Genomic DNA, 17,483 nt, shown 5'->3' on the forward strand with positions numbered 1-17,483 from the left:
GGGCTGCGACACCTCCCTCCGGCATGGCCGGGGTGGCGTTGCCGAACTTCTGCAATCTCGGCATCATGCTGCGCATCCTGTTTATCGTGGACGGCATGAGCGTGGTGGCGGCGATGCTGAAGGCGCCCACCTACGATGGAATGTGGCGGGAGATGATGAATCTCTCCGCGCTGGTGCAGCCGGTGCTGCTGCTGTCCCTGCTTGCCCTGTGCCTGGGCCGCGGCGTCCTGTCGCGCCTGCCTTATCGTTTTGGCGTGGCCGCGGTGCTGCTGCTGGAGCTGGTGTTGAGTACGCTGGTGCATATCTTCAGCCAGAGTTTATTCGATGCCGATCTCGGCGCGCTTGAACGCCACTGGCTATTTGTCGTGCTGGTCAGCGCCGTGCTGTTGGGCTACTTTCACCTGCGCAGCCGGGCCTTCTCGCCGGCGATCAGCGAGGCCAGGTTGCAGGCGTTGCAGGCGCGAATCCGCCCGCATTTCCTGTTCAACAGCATCAACGCGGTGCTCAGCCTGATTCGCTCCGATCCAAAACAGGCCGAGCGGGCGCTGGAAGACATGGCCGACCTGTTCCGCGTGCTGATGGCCGATAACCGGCAGTTGGCGCCGCTGGAAAAGGAGGTGGCGCTGTGCCGCCAGTATCTGGAACTGGAGCATCTGCGCCTGGGGGAGCGGCTGAAAGTGGTCTGGCACGTAGAAAAAATGCCGGGTGATGCGCTGATTCCGCCGCTGGTGCTTCAGCCCCTGCTGGAGAATGCGGTTTATCACGGGATCGAGCCCTGCACCGAACCGGGTGAAATCGTGATCAACATTTACCGCGCCCGCAACCAGGTGCATCTGGTGCTGGTCAATCCCTATCGCAGGGAGGGAGGCCACCATTCCGGCAACAAAATGGCGCTGGCGAACATCCGCGAGCGACTGGCGCTGCATTTCGACGCGGAAGCCACGCTGATGACGAAAGTGAACGACAGCAGCTACCAGGTCCACATCATCGTACCTTATGTGAGTGAAAAAAATGCCTGAAGCCCTGCGCGTGTTGATCGTGGATGACGAAGCGCCGGCCCGCAGCCGGCTCAAGGAGCTGCTGCAGGATTGCGCCGCCAGCCAGCCGCTGGAGCTGGTGGGGCAGGCGGCGAACGGGAGGGAGGCGCTGGAGCTGCTGGCGCAGAATTTGGCGGACGTGGTGCTGCTCGACATCCGTATGCCAGGCATGGATGGCATTGAGGCCGCGCAGCACATGCAGCGCCTGCCCCAGCCGCCCGCCGTCATTTTCGTCACTGCTTACGATCATTACGCCGTCCAGGCTTTCGAGGTAAACGCTATCGATTACCTGCTCAAGCCGGTGCGGGCTGAACGCCTCCTTGCCGCGCTGCTCAAGGCGAAGGCGCTGGCGGCCGGGAGCGTGGAGGCATTGCGTGGCCTGGCGCCGCAGGGCAGGGTGCATTTGAGCGTGTACGAGCGTGGCCGGGTAGTTCTGGTTCCGGTGGAAAAGATCGTCTACCTGCGTGCCGAGCTTAAGTATGTCACGGTCAGAACAGCCGAGCGCGAGTATCTGGTGGAAGAATCCTTAAGCAGCCTGGAGCAGGAGTTTGATCAGCGCTTCGTGCGCATCCACCGCAACTGCCTGGTGGCGCGGGCTTATGTCGAGGGTTTCGAGCGCCAGGCGCAGGATGATTCCGGCGAAGTCCAATCCGGCTGGGTGGTGTTGCTGAACGGGATTGCCGAGAGGTTGCCGATCAGCCGGCGTCTGCAGCACGTCGTCAAGGAATTTGGGCGCAGCTGACTAATTTCTGCCGCGCATCTTGGCGAGGGCTTCGTCGATGCGCTGGTCGAGAAAGCCGCCGTAGTAATCCGGCGTGGTGAGGCCGATCAGAGGTTCAGTCAGTTCGCGGCCTTCCGGGTCAAACCACTTGATGGTGGGGGTCAGCTTGATCCGGTGTTCCTTGGCGAAACGGGCGTGGGTGGTGGTTTTGCCGGAAAAGCCGCGAAGCGCCACGTTGGCTGAGATGTCGATACGCCGCATCATGACTTTGGCTTCGTATTCCGGGTTGCGCCGCATCGGTTGCAGGAAATCCCGGTTGAGTAGCAGACAAAAGGGGCAGTTGTGGCTGCCGAATACCAGCATGATCGGCACCCCCCTGGTTTTTGCTTCCTGGGCATCGGTGGCGAGGTTGTGCGCAATCGGCACCTCGGCGCTATCCGCGGCGTGTGCGCCGGCGGCAGTGAACCATGTTAAAATAATCACCAACAGGCCGTTAGCCAGCTTAACGTTCATTATGTAATCTTTGCCTTGGGATATTCGTTGAAAACTCACTCGGACAAAACAAACGCCGGTATCAAGCAGATCACCATTGCAACGCGCGAAAGCGCACTGGCAATGTGGCAAGCCCACCACGTCAGGCAACTGCTACAGGCATTATATCCGCAAATCGAGATAATAATTCTCGGCATGACCACCACCGGCGACCAGATTCTCGACAAGACCCTGTCGAAGATCGGCGGCAAGGGCTTGTTCGTAAAGGAACTGGAACAGGCGATGCAGGAAGGGCGCGCCGACATCGCGGTGCACTCGTTAAAGGACGTGCCGATGGTGATGCCGGAAGGATTTGTTCTCGCTGCCATCGGCGAACGCGAGGATCCGCGCGATGCTTTCGTTTCCAACCAGTTCAAAAAGCTGGAAGAGCTGCCGCCAGGCAGCGTGGTCGGCACTTCCAGTTTGCGTCGCCAATGCCAGATACAGGCGCGGTTTTCGACTCTAAAAATCGAGTCGTTGCGCGGCAACGTGCAAACCCGTTTGCGCAAACTGGATGAAGGCCAGTACGCCGCGATCATCCTCGCTGCGGCGGGGTTGAAGCGTCTTGGTCTGGGTGAGCGCATCACTTCTCTGCTGCCCACCGAGCAAAGCCTGCCCGCTGTGGGGCAGGGCGCGATCGGCATCGAGTGCCGAGCCGGGCGCGACGATTTGATTGCCTTGCTGGCGCCGCTCAATCATTCAGACACCTCTGCCTGCGTCACGGCAGAGCGGGGGATGAGCCGTGCCTTGGGGGGAAGTTGCCAAGTGCCGCTAGGCGGCTTCGCCGAAATTGCCGATGGCGTGCTCCGCCTGCGCGGCTTCGTTTCCAGTGTCGATGGCGTGCGCGTGGTGCGCACGGAAGTGTCGGGCAAGCCTGGCGAGGCAGAGCAGATCGGCAAGGAACTGGCCCAGCGCCTGATCGGCATGGGTGCGGACAAGATACTGGCGGAACTCGAACACTAGGAGCCTGCCGGACTTATGATGAATCAGCTGCAAATCCGTCTGGGCGGGCCATATTTCATCGCTTTTTTGGTCAATAGAATAACTATTGACCTGCAAAACCGGCAAAATCTGTCCGCGTCCAGCCGAATTTTCGCCTTGATCCCTATAAGTCCGACAGGCTCCCGGGGATGAAACCGCTGGAAAATGTTGGCGTGGTGGTGACCCGGCCGGCGCATCAGGCGGGAAATCTGGCTGACTTGATCGAGCGCGCTGGCGGCAGGGCGATCCTGTTTCCCACGCTGGAAATTTTCGATGCGCAGGATATGGGCTCCTTATCCGGGGTGATCGACCGGCTGGAACAGTTCGACCTGGCGATTTTTATCAGCCCCAACGCGGTTAACAAGGCGATGAACCAGGTTCGGGCAAAACGAACCTGGCCACAAAGTTTGCGCTGTGCGGCGGTGGGCAAGGGCAGCGGGAAAGAGCTGGAACGTTTTGGTTGCGAAGATGTGCTCGTGCCACCTGGCCGTTTCGACAGTGAAGCGTTGCTGGCATTGCCCGAATTGCAGGATATGGCCGGCAAGCGGGTGGCGATTTTTCGCGGGGAAGGCGGGCGCGAACTGCTGGGCGACGAGCTGACCCGACGTGGCGCCGAACTGACCATGGTCGAGTGTTACCGGCGCGGCAAGCCTGTCAGCGGGGATGTCGGTCAGCTGCTTAACCAGTGGGTGCGCGGTGAAATAGACGCAATAACCGTGACCAGCGGTGAAAGTATGCGCAATCTGTTTGATCTGGTGGGCAAACTTGGGCAACAATGGCTGAAAAAGACGCCGGTGTTTGTGTTCCATGAAAATATTGCCGAGGTGGCGCGCGAGTTGGGGGTCGAGCAGGTTCATGTTACCCCGGCGGGCGATGAGGGCTTGCTGAGGGGGTTGGTCGAGTGGCGGAAAAAGACGAGAGAGCGGGCATGAGCGAGAATACACAGGACAGGCAAGAGGAAATTCCGGTGCCGGCAGAGGCAAGGCCGGCACTAGCGAGAGCATCCCGTTTCAATCTCGGGTTGGCGGTGGCAGTCGTGGCGCTGGTTCTGATCGGCTGGCAATGGCTGGACAGCCGGCAGCACGGTAATGTTCTCGAGCAGAATCTGGGCCGTCGCCTCGCCGAATTCGACAGCCGCAACAAGGAAAGCCAGATCGTTGCGGCGCGGGCACAGGAGGAATCTCGCCAGGCGATGGTCAAGCTCGGCATGCTGGAGCAGAAGCTGACTGAATCGCAGAACCAGCAGGTGGCGCTGGAATCCCTTTACCAAGAGCTGTCGCGTAACCGCGACGAATGGGTGCTGGCCGAGATCGAACAGGTTCTGCTGATCGCCAGCCAGCAATTGCAGCTCGCCGGCAATCCCAAGGCCGCATTGATCGCGCTGCAAACCGCCGACAGTCGCTTGCAACGGCTCGACAAACCGCAGTTCATCAGCCTGCGCAAGGCGATTGTCACCGATATCGAACGCCTTCAGGCGCTGCCGGCGGTCGATGTGGTCGGTCACAGCCTGCGCCTCGACAGTCTGGCCAACATGGTGGACGACTTGCCGCTGGTGATCGGCAGTGAGCTGCCCGCCGACCGGGTGGCGACGAAAGCGCGTGGCGATGAGCAGCCGCTGGCCAAGCTGGGCCGGGAAATCTGGCTGGACATGAAGCAGCTGGTTCGCATCCAGAATATGGAAAACCCCGATGCGCCGCTGCTCTCCCCGACGCAAGCCTATTTCCTGCGGGAAAACCTGCGGCTACGCTTGTTGTCGGCGCGCATCGCCCTGTTGCGGCACGACGAAGTCACCTACAAAGCCGACCTGAAAGCGGCCGATGCCTGGCTGCGCCGTTATTTTGACGTCAAGGCCAAGTCTACCCAGACTGCGCTTGGGGTTCTCAAGCAGCTTGCCGGCGGCCCGCTAAGCATCGAGATGCCGGATATATCCACCAGCCTGAATGCGGTGCGTAACTATAAACTGGTGCGCGAAAGGTCGGGGATCAAGTGAAGACGCTGTTCTGGATTCTGGCTATCCTGGCCGCTGCGGTGGCGCTGACGCTGGCTGCCAAACATAATGCCGGTTACGTGCTGCTGGTTTATTCCCCGTACCGGATCGAGCTGTCTCTCAACCTTTTTGTGACCCTGCTGCTGGCGGTTTTTGCCGCAGGCTATGGAGCGGTGCGTCTGGCGGTGCATACCTTGAACCTGCCTGCCTATGTGCGCACCTTCCGCCAGGAACGGCGGCGCGACAAGGCGCGCGAGGCGATGGACGATGCATTGCTATCCTTCTATGAAGGGCGCTACGCCAAAGCCGAGAAATTTGCCGCCATAGCGCTGGAATCGCAGGAAGCGCCTCTGGCCAACTCCTTGCTGGCAGCGCACGCCGCCCATGAACTGAAGGCTTACGACCGACGAGATGGTTATCTGGCTCATGCCGAGCAGGTAGGGCGGGATCGGCCGGAGCCACGGCTGATGACCCAGGCCGAGCTGTTGCTCGATCAGCGCGATTTCCAGCAGGCGCTGCATTCCTTGAAGGAATTGCAGGCCACGACACGCAAAAATCTCGCGGCATTGCGGCTGGAATTGAAGGCCCAGTTGCAGGCCAAAAACTGGGATCAGGTGTTGGTGTTGGTTGCCCAGTTGGAAAGACGTGAAGCGATAGACCCGATTCAGGCCGCACAGCAGAAAATCAGTGCCCACCAGGAAAACCTGAAACGCAAGCGGCAGAATTTGGCTGACTTGCGCGAATACTGGCAGAAAATTCCCAGTGCCGACAAGACCAACAGCAAGATCGCGCTGGCTGCGGCGCAAGGTTTCCTGGTCTTCCGCGAGTGCCCAACCGCAATGGCGATCCTGACCGATAGCCTGGAAACTCAGTGGGACAGCGAGGTGGTCAGGTTGTACGGCGAATGCCTGGGTAAGGACACGCTGAAGCAGATCGAACGCGCCGAGAACTGGCTCAAGCAGCACCCGCAGGATGCCGCGCTGCTGCAGACGTTGGGCCGGCTATGCACAAAGCAGGAGCTGTGGGGTAAGGCGCAGAGCTACCTGGAGGCTAGCCTGAGCATCGAACCCAATGCCGGGACGCACCTGGAGCTGGCGCACTTGCTGGAGAAAATCGGACGCGCCGACGAAGCCGGCAAGCATTACCGTGAGAGCATGGCGCTGCTGCCGCAGCGCAACTAATCAACAATCTTTTTTCCGCCGATTGGCGCCGATATCGGCGCCAATCGGAGGTTACTATACTGCTCCGAATTCAAAACACCACCGATTCTGCGGTCGTTTCGTCGCCAAATTGAATGCCAGTTACGGACCGCCGAGCAGCTGCTGCCAGATGTTTTTTTATACTGAAACCGATCATTCGACTGGGTGCGTATTCTGTTCCAGTGTTGTCAGTTGCTGTAATTCAAAATGGCCGTCCCAAATACTCTAAACCGACCGCCCGGTTGATTTGGGTTTCTTGAGCGGCCGCTATCTGGCAGAGAGTAGTCCCAATAAAAGCTGATTGACTGACAGCTTGTTCAGGCAGAAGTGTGCCAGTTCCAGTCACTGACGCAGTGTTGAAGTCGCTCTGACGGAAGTCCGGTCTTTTCGCGATAGGAGACCTTCAGGAACATGAATGCTATGCCGGACCGTCGGCCAAACCGTACCGTGACGAGTTTCTATAATGTCGGCCGGAACGATCCAACCGAATGACCACTATCCAAAATCTCGAACTAGAGTTATCGACACTGTCATTTACGAGCGTTGCTAAAATATACAGCTGAATTGGTTGCGCCTTTTCGCGTAGTTGGTTCAAATACAAGACACGTGATTCTTGGGGTTAGAAAAGCTCAACTTCTCCGTGCATCCGTTTGGAAGTAAGTTGGCCGGATTCGATCAGCGTTGTATAGCACTGTACTTGGTTTCGCCCGTGCTCTTTGGCGTAATAGAGTGCTTCGTCTGCATTGCCAAGAGATACCGAAGCCAACTGCGAGTGCCTTATAGGTGCAAAGCCGATAGAAACCGTTACACGGCCTACCTGCGGGAAGGAATGTTTGATGACCGTGGTGCAAAAGCGCTCCAATGATATGGTGACGTTTTCAAAATCTATGTGACGCATTAGCACTACAAATTCCTCGCCACCGAAACGGTATAGCCTGTCCTGCTGTCGAAATGACTTACGCATCAGGTCTGCCATCAATATCAGAACTTCATCGCCATACAGGTGCCCAAACTGATCGTTGATACGCTTGAAAAAATCAATGTCAATTATAGCAAGCCAATAGTCATCACTGTTGATGGTACGTCGCTCGTTTTCGCTTGATGGATTTGTGCGGCTTACCGCAGACAACAAATTCGCCATGCCGTGGTCAAAGGTCTTGCGATTCAGCAAGCCGGTGAGTTCATCGTGTTGACTATCTTTCAGCAAGCTGAGAAAGTTTCGATAGACCCCAACAATCCCTTCAATGACATCAATTTGATGGGGGGTTAAAAGGGCTTTGGTTTGTACTTCGAAAAAAGCGGCAACCTCATTACCCAATATGACAGGAAGATAAGCGATCAACCCGTCATCTGCGCGAATTTCAGTCAAGGCTGGTTGGGGGGAGTTAAGACATGATAGGTAAGCCGGATGGCTGCCGATTGATCCGAGTTCTGCATTCGAGGGGAAATCAATGTTGCACTGTACCGTGCCGTCTTGAATCCAGGCAGCAAGCGCAACCCTGCTTTGATCGTCACGCTTGATAATTTGGAAAAGACTGATGTACTCGAAATGGAGCAAATCCCTGAGTGCGCTCAGGACGCTGACGTTCAGGGGCACAACGTCCCTATGCCGAGTCAATGCTTCGACATGGCTTAACAAATCACGCTCAACAGATCTTTTTTCGTCGCCCATAAACAAGCATACACTGACAGCTGCATTGTCAGCAATTTTCAGGGAATGGACGGGGGTTATCCAGAGCCAAGCGGAGGGTCAGTGGCTATGACTGCCGGCAGGGGAATAGGCTGGGCACGGATTTTGAGTTTTTCATTATTATTTGCCATAAGCAGACACACCGCCAAGTGTTCGAGTAATCACTGGCCTGGGAAGATTGCTCTCCTCGCTACGAAGCGGGATGATTCCTTCATGACTTAAGCGCTCTTGGACAGAAATATTTCAAGACGGTCCAGCAGTTCGCGCACTTGCTGCCTGTCTGCTTCGCTGGGTGGGGCTTGTGTTTCTTTTGGCAAGGCCGTGAGCCGGGCTATGGTCAGAGTGGGCTGCTCGGCTTCAAGCATTGAGGCCAGGCGTTCGATTTCTTCGACGGGAACCTGTTCGCGGATATTCGCTTCCAGCTCGACTGCCAAAGCCTGAATCTGGCTGGTGCCGAGGGTGCCGGCAGTCCCTTTGAGGGTATGTGCAAGAAGCCGGGCTGCGGAAATCCCCGGTGGCGTAACGCTCGCGCAAGGTGCGCATGTCGCTCCATGACTTTGCGCGTATTGACGCACAGCTGGGCCAGGCTCACTGTATTGTCGCGCACGCTCTTGAGTCCAAGTTCCACGTCGATGTCGGGGATGGCGGCTAGGCGCGCAGGGGCTAGTTCTTGACGCAGGCCGTCGCCTTCTCCTGCCCTCTTTCCCAACATGATCCCAAGGACTGTGGGACTGGATGGGGGGTTCCTTGGTGGTCTATATGCGCTACAAAGGTACGCCATGAGCGTATACCCGTGCGGTCTGCTTCCAGGCGCAGCAGCCAGCCGGTGTTGCTGGCTTGATCGCTGAAACCGTCAAATACGAAGTTGCCCAGGCTGTAGATGATGGGCTTGCCTTGGTACTGCTCCACATCCTGGGTCACGTGGGGGTGCCCACCCACTACGACATCGGCACCGGCATCAATCATGAGCCGAGCCAACTGTCGCTGGCGTGGGCCTGCTAAGCTTTCATGCTCCCAACCCCAGTGCATGACCGGGATTACCAGATCAGCGTGGTAACGGGTGCGTGCGGTGCGGATATCAAACTGGACTTGCTCATCCTCGCTCCAGGCGATGCCGGGCTTGTCAAAGTCGGCTTCAAAACTACGAGGGAAAAACTCATTGTATCCCAGCAGTGCAATCCGCAAGCCATTGCGCTCTATCACCAAGGGCTTATGGGCCTGGGCCAAGTTACGCCCGCCGCCAAAGTAAGTGATTATTTGCCGATCAAGAAGGTCCAGCATTTCGCCAAAGGCGATGGGCCCGTAGTCGCCAGAATGGTTGTTCGCCAGGGCAAGTGCATCGAAGTGGCGTTGGAGCACCTTCAGGGTGCGCGGGTGTGCGCGGAAGGTATATGGCTTCTCCGACTCGGGCGTACCCGTGGTGGCCACCACGCATTCCAGGTTGCCCACACGAATATCTGCGGTATTCAGAAGTGCGGTAAATGGCGCAAAGGGATCTCGCCCGCTCTTGATGACCTTGCCCGGCGATTCGTCGAGCATGATGTCGCCGACAAAAGCTATCGACACAGTCGGCTCTGCCTTTGGTGTTTCTGCCGAGGCAAGCTCACAAAAAATCAGGCACAGTCCTGCCACCAGACCCCAATAATAAGTTCGCTTCATGGTGCTGCCTCTAGCAGCGCACATTCGTATTGTAGCTCCCGCTCCAAGCGGGGGGAGTATACGTAGTTCACTCCGGTTAAGGCTGCGGGCAATGGGTTTGGCTGAACAACGGGCGCCGCATATTTGGCTTCGTGCAACAATACCGGCTGACGCTTTGGGTGATCATAGGTATAAAGCTTTATGTATTCTACCTGCCGTGCGTCGCCCACCACCACAGCCTTGAAGCGAAACCGCCCGTTTATGTCGATGGCTTTGACTGTGTAGGGGTCGTTCACCGGCGTAAACTCCAGCACCTGGGTGCTGCCACCCTGATCAATTTTGCAGCGCAGGAGGGGAGTCGCTAATGTTGCAGCCGGAAATAGACCGACTATCAGGAATCCTGTCGATATGACGGACCGAACCCAGAAGGCGAAATGGGACGTCGGAGCTGCAATAAATTTTGACATCGTCATATATAATCGAACACAAAAAATCATACTGTATGACACTCTTCGATTTCTCTAGGTGGGCTTTTTCATGCTGGTTTGTGCCCCACGCTGATGATCACTTCCACATTCAGCCAAATGCCTTGTTCGGTAGCGAATTTTTCAATTTCTGACCGATGTTCCTGCTTGAAGCTTGTCAATGCGCCTTCCGAAAGCTGGTTGAGCAAGCCGCGGAAACCGCTGTACCACAAAATATCCCACCAGTCGTCGAAGCCAGTAAGGTGATAGCCCGCCTGCATGGTGTGCGTGTTTACCCGCTCCATCCCGGCGGCCTCGTAAAGGGCACGGTGCTTGGCGGCGTCATCCAGTCGCTTCCATGACAATGGGGGAAGCTCAACTCCATGAGTTTGGATGCGGTCGATAAAGCTCTGAGACAGCGGTTCCATTACTGCACCGGTAAAACTTGAAATGCCGATGGTGCCGCCCGGTTTGATGTGGCTCGCAATGATCTTGAACGCCGCCTCCATCTCAGGCAGAAAGAAAATGCCGAAGCCGCAGACCGCGGCATCGAATTTGCCGGCACCGAAATTCATGGATTCAAGATCGGAGCAGAGAAAGCTGATGTTTCCGTGATGTTGGGCCAATGCCTTGGCTCTGGCTTTTTCCAGCATTCCTTCAGATAAATCGACACCCGTGACGTGCCCATGGCTTAGCCGATGAGCGCACGCCAGTGTCACCGTGCCGGTGCCGCAGGCTACATCCAGAATGTGCTCGTCGCCGGAAAATGCCATGTTGTTGGCCAATTGGTCCGCCGCATTGATGAAAAAACGTAGCGCAGGCTTGTCGTAACCCTCTGAGGCGGCGTCGAAGGTGTCCTTGATTTTGTATTTACGGGTTAAGCTATCCATTGCTCATTCCTGATCCAAATTCGGTTAGCTAATTTCAATGTCAAGCCACTACGGCGGCGTGAAGCTCGTTTGAGCCCGGTTCTTTGATTAATGGATTATTTCGGTGGTCAGGGGGGCGCCCCATACGGGTAACTCCTCGTACCCGAAATAATAGGGGAAAACCCTGAGATCTGTCTGGATGCCTCCTTTTGCGGGGGTTTTGCTTAAGCGTATCATGTCCTGTGGGGTAAGCGGTTTTATCTTGGCAAAGTCACGAGACCGGCTGAAAACGCCATTTCTCCATTGGTACACTTCATCCACTTTCTGCTGGTAAGTATAGGAGTGATTATTGTCGTTATAGTAATCGTCGAATTTGTTTCGCCCCAGGTAAATTGCATTGGAACCTTCATACCCCGTCTTTTCATAGGTGATTGGATCCGTATTTAAAAAATAAGACCAGTCTCCAGGAACAAAATTCTTTGGGGCAGCGCCGTATTTAATTTTCAAAAGCTTTCCGGGACGATTGAGTTCCTGTGGATCGAAGTTTTTTTCGAAGGCCCACATTTTTCCTGGTTCGATATCCACCAAGGGTTCTTTATCAATGGAAAGCCTGTCTTCCAATAGCTTTAGTTGCGCGGGGTCTTTCTTGATGCGGTGATAATAATCAAGCGCCCCTTGGATCACTACGAGTTTGGTGGCCGTGTAGCAACCAATTGCATACTGGTTCTGGTTAATGAAAACATCATTGATGGCTTCGTGCAGGGGAAACCCTGGCATGGGAGTGCCGCGCTTCCAATACTTCTTGTTCCATTGCGCAGATCCGCCGTCAGGCCAAACCCACGTTAAGTTTTCCGCCCAGGCCACGGTGTTTTGGCGGATGCTTACATAGTCCTTCAGTGCTTCCATATCGCACGCCCCATCTTTGAACTCGGTTAGTCGCCCATGCTGCAGAAGCGCCAGCAAAATTTCCTTTTTCGAAACGGTATGAATTTTTCTGGTTTTTCCGTGCTTCGTGGGGAGGTGTACGATATCGTCGCGGATCTGTAGTTCTGGTCTGATTTTGAGATCGAGTGTGTTGTAGTCTTCTTTATGCGTATTCAACGTGTAAACCACGACACCATTCTTTCGATCCCATTTTTTTACGACCAAATCAGGAGCGACTTCCAAGGAGTCCAGGTACGTTCCCATTTTGGACTCGATGGTTTCAAGTTGGCCGGGCTTACAAGAAAAACGGATGCCCTCATCAGGAGATGAGTTGTATTGTGCTGCAATGGTTTGGGCTTGTTGCGTAGGGCTGGATCCAGCGAAGAGATGGTTGCTAAAAAGTATGAGCAACAGCATCAGAGGAATATTTTTTTGTAATCGTATTTGACTGAGCTCGACCTTGTTTTTCATGTGCTTAAGCGTGTCACGTTAAGCCGCCACTCGGGCACACTCTGGCCTTGAGTATCCACTTCGAGGTCGAATGCGGGCCTTCGCCCAGAACTGCTGGCTGGTTTTGCATCGCAAAGATGCCGAATTGGGGGTGGAATGCGCGCTTAAGCCTTGGGTTTGCTGAAAGTAAACGCGTCGGAATAAAAATCTTCGTTCGGCAGCTTGCGCTGTGTGGTCAAGGCCTGGTGAGCCGCTTCCACCATCACGGGCGAACCGCAGGCGTAGACCTGGTAGCCTTCCAGATCGGCGTAATCCTCCAGCACTGTGTCGTGCAGGAAGCCGGTTCTGCCTTGCCAGTGGTCTTCCGGTGCGGGTTCGGACAGTACCGGAACAAACTTGAAATTGGCGTGTTCCTGTTCCCATTTTTTCGGCAGATCCAGCATGTACAGGTGGGACAGGTTGTGGGCACCCCAGTAGAAGGTGATCGGACGCTTGATGCCGTGGTGGAAGGCATGCTCGAGCATGGCCTTGACCGGGGCGAAGCCGGTGCCGCTGGCAAGCAGGAGAATCGGCTTGTCGCTGTCTTCGCGCAAAAAGAAGGTGCCCAATGGGCCTTCAAAGCGCAGGAGGGCCTTTTCATGCATTTGCGTGAATACCAGATCGCTGAAACTGCCCCCCGGTACGCGGCGGATGTGCAACTGCAAAAAATCGTCGTCGTGGGGCGCGTTGGCGAGGGAGTATGCGCGGCGTGCACCGTCCTTGAGCAGGATGTCGATATATTGGCCGGCCAGGAATTGCAGGCGTTCATTGGTTGGAAGCTTGAGGTAGAGCACTGCGACATCTTCCGCCGGCGTCTCGATTTTTTCCACCTTGCATGGCATGATTTTGACCGGAATATCCTGTGTATCGGCCACTTCATGCGCTTCTATCACTACGTCGGTTTTAGGCTCGGCGCAGCAGAACAGTGCCAGTCCCTCGATCTTCTCGGATTCGTTCAAGGCATGATCCTGATAGTCGCCATAATCGACGGTGCCTTGCAGAACCTTGCCCTTGCATGCGCCGCAGGCGCCGTTGCGGCAGCCGTAAGGCAGCGTATGGCCCTCGCGTAGGGCTGCATCCAGGATAGTCTCGCCTTCCATGACCGTCACCGAATGCTTGCTCGGCATGATCGTCAATTTGTGTGACATGCGTACTTCCTCTAGATTAAAGTGGCTTTTTTGTTCGCCGACTCGATAAACCTGTTCCATGCTGAAACAACGATTGCTGATTGTGGGCTGCGGCGATATCGCGCTGCGCTTGGCAAAGCGAATAGTGTACCACAGCGCTTGGTCTTTTTGAGGGTGAGACTGGTTTGCACGAGCGTGCGCGATGGGCTGGGGGCGGTCTAGCGCAGCTTGTCGTGCTCGTTGACCCGCGTCCATTCGCCATCGATCACATCGTCGTTGGCTGCGGACGGCATGGTTACCTTGGGGTGGGGCAGGAGAAGCAGGATCAGGGCCAGAAAATCGCTGATGATGCCGGGGAAGATCAGCAGGAGCCCTGCCAGCACGTTGCGAAAGCCGATCAACAGCGAGAAGCTGAGAGAATGACCCGACTGCAGGGCGCCGAACAGACGCAACGGCAACATGGTACCGGCGTCCCGCACCAGCCAGCCGCCGACTATCGCGCTAGCCAGCAACCAGGGCAGCAGCCACCAGCCGACGGTTCCGGCTAGTTTGGCCAGGACATAAATCTCCAGGGCCGGGAAACCGAGTAGAATAAACAAGATTAGAAAGTTACGCATGTATGGGGCTCCAAATGGAAGCAATATTGGTGATCACCAGCTTGCCGGACCGGGAAGTCGCCCAGCGGTTGGCCGGGAGGTTGGTGGAGGAACGGCTTGCGGCCTGCGTCAATATCTTGGCGCCGTGCGAGTCGGTCTATCGCTGGCAAGGCCGAATCGAAACCGCGCAGGAGATCACACTGCTGATTAAAACACTGGGGGCGCATTACGGCAAGGTTGAAAAAACCATACGTCAGTGTCACCCTTACGAACTTCCTGAAATTATCGCAGTCCCAATTACCGCCGGTTTGCCTGCCTATCTTGAATGGCTGGCGGCCGAAACGATTAACCCTGACCCCTCCTAAGGGGCTGCCCTCACCCCAACCCTCTCCCGCAAGCGGGAGAGGGGGCGAACGTGAAGGGCGCTTGTTTTGATTGGTTGAATATGCATTATTTGATGGCTTTTTTTCTGTTGTGTTCCTCGATGGTGAGCGCCGGCGAGGGCGATCTGCTCGAGCCCGAGCAGGCATTCAAGGTTTCCGGCCGCGCGCTGGATGGCCAGACCCTCGAAGTGCGCTACCAGATCGCTGATGGGTATTACCTGTACAAGGAAAAACTCAAATTTCAGGCGGAACCCTCGGATGTCAGTCTCGGAACACCACTGCTGCCCGCCGGCAAAGTCAAGCAGGACGAGTATTTCGGCAAGGTGGAAACCTACCGCCACGATCTGGTGATTCGTCTGCCCTATACCCGCGGCTCTGCATCCCGGATCACCCTGAAGGCGGTTTCGCAGGGATGTGCGGATATGGGAGTGTGCTATCCACCGCAAACCCAACTGGTAAAAATCGATCTTCCCGGCGCTCAGGCGGAGGCCGAAAAGAAGCCTTCCTTCCTCAAGATGCTGGGCGGTGGTCAGGAAGAGTTTTTGCCGGTGGACCAAGCGTTCAAGCTTGTAGTCAAGGCCATCGATAATGACACACTGCTGGCCAGTTTCACGATCACCGAAAGCTATTATTTGTATCGCGACAAGATCAAGTTCTCACTGAAGGGCGGCGGTGCCAGTATCGACGCGGTGGCCATGCCCAAGGGCGAGATCAAGACTGACCCCAATTTCGGTAGTACCGAGGTGTACCATCAATCGTTCCAGGCAACCATCAAGCTGAAGCGTGAAGGCAACGGCGAACAGGCGATCAATCTGGCCGTCGTCTATCAGGGGTGCAGCGAAAAAGGGATTTGCTATCCGCCAGTGCAGAAGACTGTCGCGCTGACTTTGCCAACAGTTGCAGCTGCGCAGCAGTCCGCTGCGGCCGCGGGGGCTGAAATAATCGCACCCTCCAAACCGGTGGAGGCGCAGGGCAACGAGTCTTCCCGTATCGGGGACTTGTTCAAGGGCGGCAGCTTCTGGCTGATCATGGTGAGTTTCTTCGGTTTCGGTCTGCTGCTGGCACTCACTCCTTGCGTGTTTCCCATGATCCCGATTCTTTCCGGCATCATTGTCGGGCAAGGGCATGCGCTGACAAAATCCCGCGCTTTCGGCCTGTCGCTGGCCTATGTGCTTGGCATGGCGCTCACCTATGCGGCTGTCGGCGTGGCGGCGGGCATGTCCGGCACCCTGTTTTCCTCCGCCCTGCAGAACCCCTGGGTGCTGGGCGGTTTTGCCCTTGTTTTCGTGGCACTTGCCTTCTCGATGTTCGGTTTCTATGAGCTGCAGATGCCCAGTTTCATCCAGAACCGCTTCAACGATGCCAGCAACCGCGTCAAGGGCGGGAGTGCGGCCGGGGTGTTCGTCATGGGCGCACTCTCGGCGGTGATTGTGGGCCCCTGCGTGGCGGCTCCGCTGGCCGGGGCATTGCTCTATATCGGCCAGACCGGCGATGTGGTGCTGGGTGGCTCGGCGCTGTTCTCCCTGGCGCTGGGCATGGGCGCTCCGCTCCTGCTGGTAGGAGTTTCCGCCGGTGCATTGTTGCCCAAGGCTGGAGCCTGGATGGAGGCGGTGAAGAGTTTCTTCGGTGTGCTGCTGCTGGGTATGGCGATCTGGCTGATTTCGCCGGTGATCTCCCCGGTAGTTTACATGCTGTTGTGGGCGGGGTTGCTGATTGTTTCCGCCATCTACTTGCGCGCTATCGACCCTCTTCCGCACCCGGCCAGCGGCTTCGCCAAGTTTTGGAAAGGGGTGGGGGTAGTCGCGCTGATTGTTGGCGTGGCATTGCTGATCGGCGCCCTTTCCGGCAACCGTGACATGCTGCAGCCCTTGTCGGGACTGCGTGCCGAAGCGAAAGCGGCGGGCGTGGAGTCTCTCAAGTTCGAGAGGGTGAAAAATGTGGCGGAACTGGAAAGCCGTCTGAAGCAGGCCGACGGCAAAATCGTGATGCTGGATTTCTTCGCCGACTGGTGTGTTTCCTGCAAGGAGTTCGAGCGTTTCACCTTCGGCGATGCCAAAGTTCAGGCCAAGCTGCGCGATGCGGTGCTGCTGCAGGTTGATGTCACGGCTAATAGCGAGGAAGACAAGGCGCTGCTCAAGAAATTTGGATTGTTCGGGCCTCCCGGCATCGTTTTCTTCGACAAAAGTGGCAAGGAGTTAAGCGATGCGCGCGTGGTCGGCTATGAACCGCCGGAGAAGTTTATCGTTACACTGGATGCTATAATCCGCTAGCCCATTTCCTCCAAGACCTTTCATGTCCAAAGCCAAATTATTACTGATTGCCGCAGGGGCTTTTATCGCCTTGGCCGCAGTCTATTTCGCCGTTCCTCAAAAACCGGAACAGGCCGCCGCTTCCCCGGAGATTTCTGCCGAGCCGGTGTTTGCTGCCAGCTTCAAGGATCTCGATGACAAGCTCCAACCGCTCAAGCAATGGCGCGGCAAGGTGGTGGTGCTGAATTTTTGGGCGCCCTGGTGCCCGCCTTGTCGCGAGGAAATGCCGGATTTCATCAAGTTGCAGGACAAGTATCACGAACGCGGTCTGGTGTTCATCGGTGTAGCGCTGGATGAAAAGATCAAGGTGCAGGCTTTTGCCGATGAGATAGGAGTTAATTACCCGATATTTCTGGGAGAAATGGAGGCCGTGGATCTGGCGAAGAAAATCGGCAATCGTTTGGGAGGGTTGCCGTTTACCGTGGTGATAGATCGTAACGGCAGAATTGTGGCTAGTGAAGTGGGTGGATTAACCTTGGCCCGGCTGGAAAAAATCGTATTACCTTTACTATAGAAGCGGGAATATTGGATTTTATCA

General features: G+C 56.3%; 18 protein-coding genes. 9 read left to right on the forward strand and 9 right to left on the reverse strand.

The window, feature by feature from the left end; all coding sequences use genetic code 11:
• Positions 1-23 precede the first annotated feature (23 nt).
• Together SCT_RS09390 and SCT_RS09395 are read left to right on the forward strand one after the other, a co-directional pair.
• Complete coding sequence (locus tag SCT_RS09390; RefSeq protein ID WP_082098272.1) at positions 24-1,019, forward strand: sensor histidine kinase; 996 nt, start codon at positions 24-26, stop codon at positions 1,017-1,019.
• Positions 1,012-1,779, forward strand: coding sequence for a LytTR family DNA-binding domain-containing protein (locus tag SCT_RS09395; protein WP_059422086.1), 768 nt, complete (start codon positions 1,012-1,014; stop codon positions 1,777-1,779). The genes SCT_RS09390 and SCT_RS09395 overlap by 8 nt, the downstream gene beginning before the upstream one ends.
• Here SCT_RS09395 and SCT_RS09400 read toward each other — a convergent pair whose 3' ends face one another.
• Complete coding sequence (locus SCT_RS09400; protein ID WP_059422088.1) at positions 1,780-2,271, reverse strand: thioredoxin fold domain-containing protein; 492 nt, start codon at positions 2,269-2,271, stop codon at positions 1,780-1,782. It lies immediately after the preceding gene.
• A gap of 102 nt (positions 2,272-2,373) precedes the next feature.
• On the opposite strand from SCT_RS09400, the gene hemC reads away from it, so the two are divergent.
• From hemC to SCT_RS09420, 4 genes are all read left to right on the forward strand, one after another.
• Complete coding sequence (gene hemC, locus SCT_RS09405; protein ID WP_059422740.1) at positions 2,374-3,252, forward strand: hydroxymethylbilane synthase; 879 nt, start codon at positions 2,374-2,376, stop codon at positions 3,250-3,252.
• A 167-nt stretch (positions 3,253-3,419) separates the two neighbouring features.
• Positions 3,420-4,202 carry a uroporphyrinogen-III synthase gene (locus tag SCT_RS09410; RefSeq protein ID WP_059422090.1) on the forward strand — a complete coding sequence of 261 codons (783 nt, stop codon included), beginning with the start codon at positions 3,420-3,422 and terminating at the stop codon, positions 4,200-4,202.
• The gene (locus SCT_RS09415; RefSeq protein WP_059422092.1) at positions 4,199-5,260 is read left to right on the forward strand and encodes a uroporphyrinogen-III C-methyltransferase; all 1,062 of its coding nucleotides are present in this window, start codon (positions 4,199-4,201) and stop codon (positions 5,258-5,260) included. The genes SCT_RS09410 and SCT_RS09415 overlap by 4 nt, the downstream gene beginning before the upstream one ends.
• The gene (locus SCT_RS09420; RefSeq protein WP_059422094.1) at positions 5,257-6,438 is read left to right on the forward strand and encodes a heme biosynthesis protein HemY; all 1,182 of its coding nucleotides are present in this window, start codon (positions 5,257-5,259) and stop codon (positions 6,436-6,438) included. Before SCT_RS09415 ends, SCT_RS09420 begins: the two co-directional genes overlap by 4 nt.
• Positions 6,439-7,075: 637 nt before the next feature.
• Here the strand turns inward: SCT_RS09420 and SCT_RS09425 are convergent.
• From SCT_RS09425 to SCT_RS09460, 8 genes are all read right to left on the reverse strand, one after another.
• Positions 7,076-8,128, reverse strand: a complete 1,053-nt coding sequence (locus SCT_RS09425) for a GGDEF domain-containing protein (RefSeq protein ID WP_144408256.1) — start codon at positions 8,126-8,128, stop codon at positions 7,076-7,078.
• A gap of 236 nt (positions 8,129-8,364) precedes the next feature.
• A complete protein-coding gene (locus tag SCT_RS16785) occupies positions 8,365-8,721 on the reverse strand; it encodes an Hpt domain-containing protein (RefSeq protein WP_159107892.1) in 357 nt (118 codons plus the stop codon).
• An 88-nt stretch (positions 8,722-8,809) separates the two neighbouring features.
• A complete protein-coding gene (locus tag SCT_RS09435) occupies positions 8,810-9,805 on the reverse strand; it encodes a CapA family protein (RefSeq protein WP_059422101.1) in 996 nt (331 codons plus the stop codon).
• The gene (locus tag SCT_RS09440) at positions 9,802-10,251 is read right to left on the reverse strand and encodes a hypothetical protein (protein ID WP_202812140.1); all 450 of its coding nucleotides are present in this window, start codon (positions 10,249-10,251) and stop codon (positions 9,802-9,804) included. The genes SCT_RS09435 and SCT_RS09440 overlap by 4 nt, the downstream gene beginning before the upstream one ends.
• Positions 10,252-10,319: 68 nt before the next feature.
• Positions 10,320-11,138, reverse strand: coding sequence for a class I SAM-dependent methyltransferase (locus tag SCT_RS09445; protein WP_059422102.1), 819 nt, complete (start codon positions 11,136-11,138; stop codon positions 10,320-10,322).
• Between the two features lie 87 nt (positions 11,139-11,225).
• On the reverse strand, positions 11,226-12,512 hold the full coding sequence (locus SCT_RS09450; RefSeq protein ID WP_059422104.1) for a hypothetical protein: 1,287 nt from the start codon (positions 12,510-12,512) through the stop codon (positions 11,226-11,228).
• Between the two features lie 143 nt (positions 12,513-12,655).
• Positions 12,656-13,678 (reverse strand): CDP-6-deoxy-delta-3,4-glucoseen reductase, encoded by a 1,023-nt coding sequence (locus SCT_RS09455; RefSeq protein ID WP_059422108.1) that lies wholly within the window; start codon positions 13,676-13,678, stop codon positions 12,656-12,658.
• Positions 13,679-13,875: 197 nt separating this feature from the next.
• Positions 13,876-14,274 (reverse strand): FxsA family protein, encoded by a 399-nt coding sequence (locus SCT_RS09460; RefSeq protein WP_059422111.1) that lies wholly within the window; start codon positions 14,272-14,274, stop codon positions 13,876-13,878.
• Positions 14,275-14,288: 14 nt separating this feature from the next.
• Between SCT_RS09460 and cutA the strand changes: the two genes are divergently transcribed.
• From cutA to SCT_RS09475, 3 genes are all read left to right on the forward strand, one after another.
• On the forward strand, positions 14,289-14,618 hold the full coding sequence (gene cutA, locus SCT_RS09465) for a divalent-cation tolerance protein CutA (RefSeq protein WP_082098299.1): 330 nt from the start codon (positions 14,289-14,291) through the stop codon (positions 14,616-14,618).
• Between the two features lie 92 nt (positions 14,619-14,710).
• On the forward strand, positions 14,711-16,906 hold the full coding sequence (gene dsbD, locus SCT_RS09470; RefSeq protein ID WP_237759649.1) for a protein-disulfide reductase DsbD: 2,196 nt from the start codon (positions 14,711-14,713) through the stop codon (positions 16,904-16,906).
• Positions 16,907-16,928: 22 nt separating this feature from the next.
• Positions 16,929-17,459, forward strand: a complete 531-nt coding sequence (locus tag SCT_RS09475) for a TlpA disulfide reductase family protein (protein ID WP_059422124.1) — start codon at positions 16,929-16,931, stop codon at positions 17,457-17,459.
• Positions 17,460-17,483: the final 24 nt, after the last annotated feature.

Source organism: Sulfuricella sp. T08, assembly GCF_000971475.1.
Classification (GTDB): Bacteria; Pseudomonadota; Gammaproteobacteria; order Burkholderiales; family Sulfuricellaceae; genus Sulfuricella.

Excerpts from the sequence above, each read along its gene's own strand:
- SCT_RS09390 (WP_082098272.1), top strand. The coding sequence starts at position 24 with ATGGCCGGGGTGGCGTTGCCGAACTTCTGCAATCTCGGCATCATGCTG.
- SCT_RS09395 (WP_059422086.1), top strand. The coding sequence starts at position 1,012 with ATGCCTGAAGCCCTGCGCGTGTTGATCGTGGATGACGAAGCGCCGGCC.
- SCT_RS09400 (WP_059422088.1), bottom strand. The coding sequence starts at position 2,271 with ATGAACGTTAAGCTGGCTAACGGCCTGTTGGTGATTATTTTAACATGG.
- hemC (WP_059422740.1), top strand. The coding sequence starts at position 2,374 with ATGTGGCAAGCCCACCACGTCAGGCAACTGCTACAGGCATTATATCCG.
- SCT_RS09410 (WP_059422090.1), top strand. The coding sequence starts at position 3,420 with ATGAAACCGCTGGAAAATGTTGGCGTGGTGGTGACCCGGCCGGCGCAT.
- SCT_RS09415 (WP_059422092.1), top strand. The coding sequence starts at position 4,199 with ATGAGCGAGAATACACAGGACAGGCAAGAGGAAATTCCGGTGCCGGCA.
- SCT_RS09425 (WP_144408256.1), bottom strand. The coding sequence starts at position 8,128 with ATGGGCGACGAAAAAAGATCTGTTGAGCGTGATTTGTTAAGCCATGTC.
- SCT_RS09435 (WP_059422101.1), bottom strand. The coding sequence starts at position 9,805 with ATGAAGCGAACTTATTATTGGGGTCTGGTGGCAGGACTGTGCCTGATT.
- SCT_RS09440 (WP_202812140.1), bottom strand. The coding sequence starts at position 10,251 with ATGTCAAAATTTATTGCAGCTCCGACGTCCCATTTCGCCTTCTGGGTT.
- SCT_RS09445 (WP_059422102.1), bottom strand. The coding sequence starts at position 11,138 with ATGGATAGCTTAACCCGTAAATACAAAATCAAGGACACCTTCGACGCC.
- SCT_RS09450 (WP_059422104.1), bottom strand. The coding sequence starts at position 12,512 with ATGAAAAACAAGGTCGAGCTCAGTCAAATACGATTACAAAAAAATATT.
- SCT_RS09455 (WP_059422108.1), bottom strand. The coding sequence starts at position 13,678 with ATGTCACACAAATTGACGATCATGCCGAGCAAGCATTCGGTGACGGTC.
- SCT_RS09460 (WP_059422111.1), bottom strand. The coding sequence starts at position 14,274 with ATGCGTAACTTTCTAATCTTGTTTATTCTACTCGGTTTCCCGGCCCTG.
- cutA (WP_082098299.1), top strand. The coding sequence starts at position 14,289 with ATGGAAGCAATATTGGTGATCACCAGCTTGCCGGACCGGGAAGTCGCC.
- dsbD (WP_237759649.1), top strand. The coding sequence starts at position 14,711 with ATGGCTTTTTTTCTGTTGTGTTCCTCGATGGTGAGCGCCGGCGAGGGC.
- SCT_RS09475 (WP_059422124.1), top strand. The coding sequence starts at position 16,929 with ATGTCCAAAGCCAAATTATTACTGATTGCCGCAGGGGCTTTTATCGCC.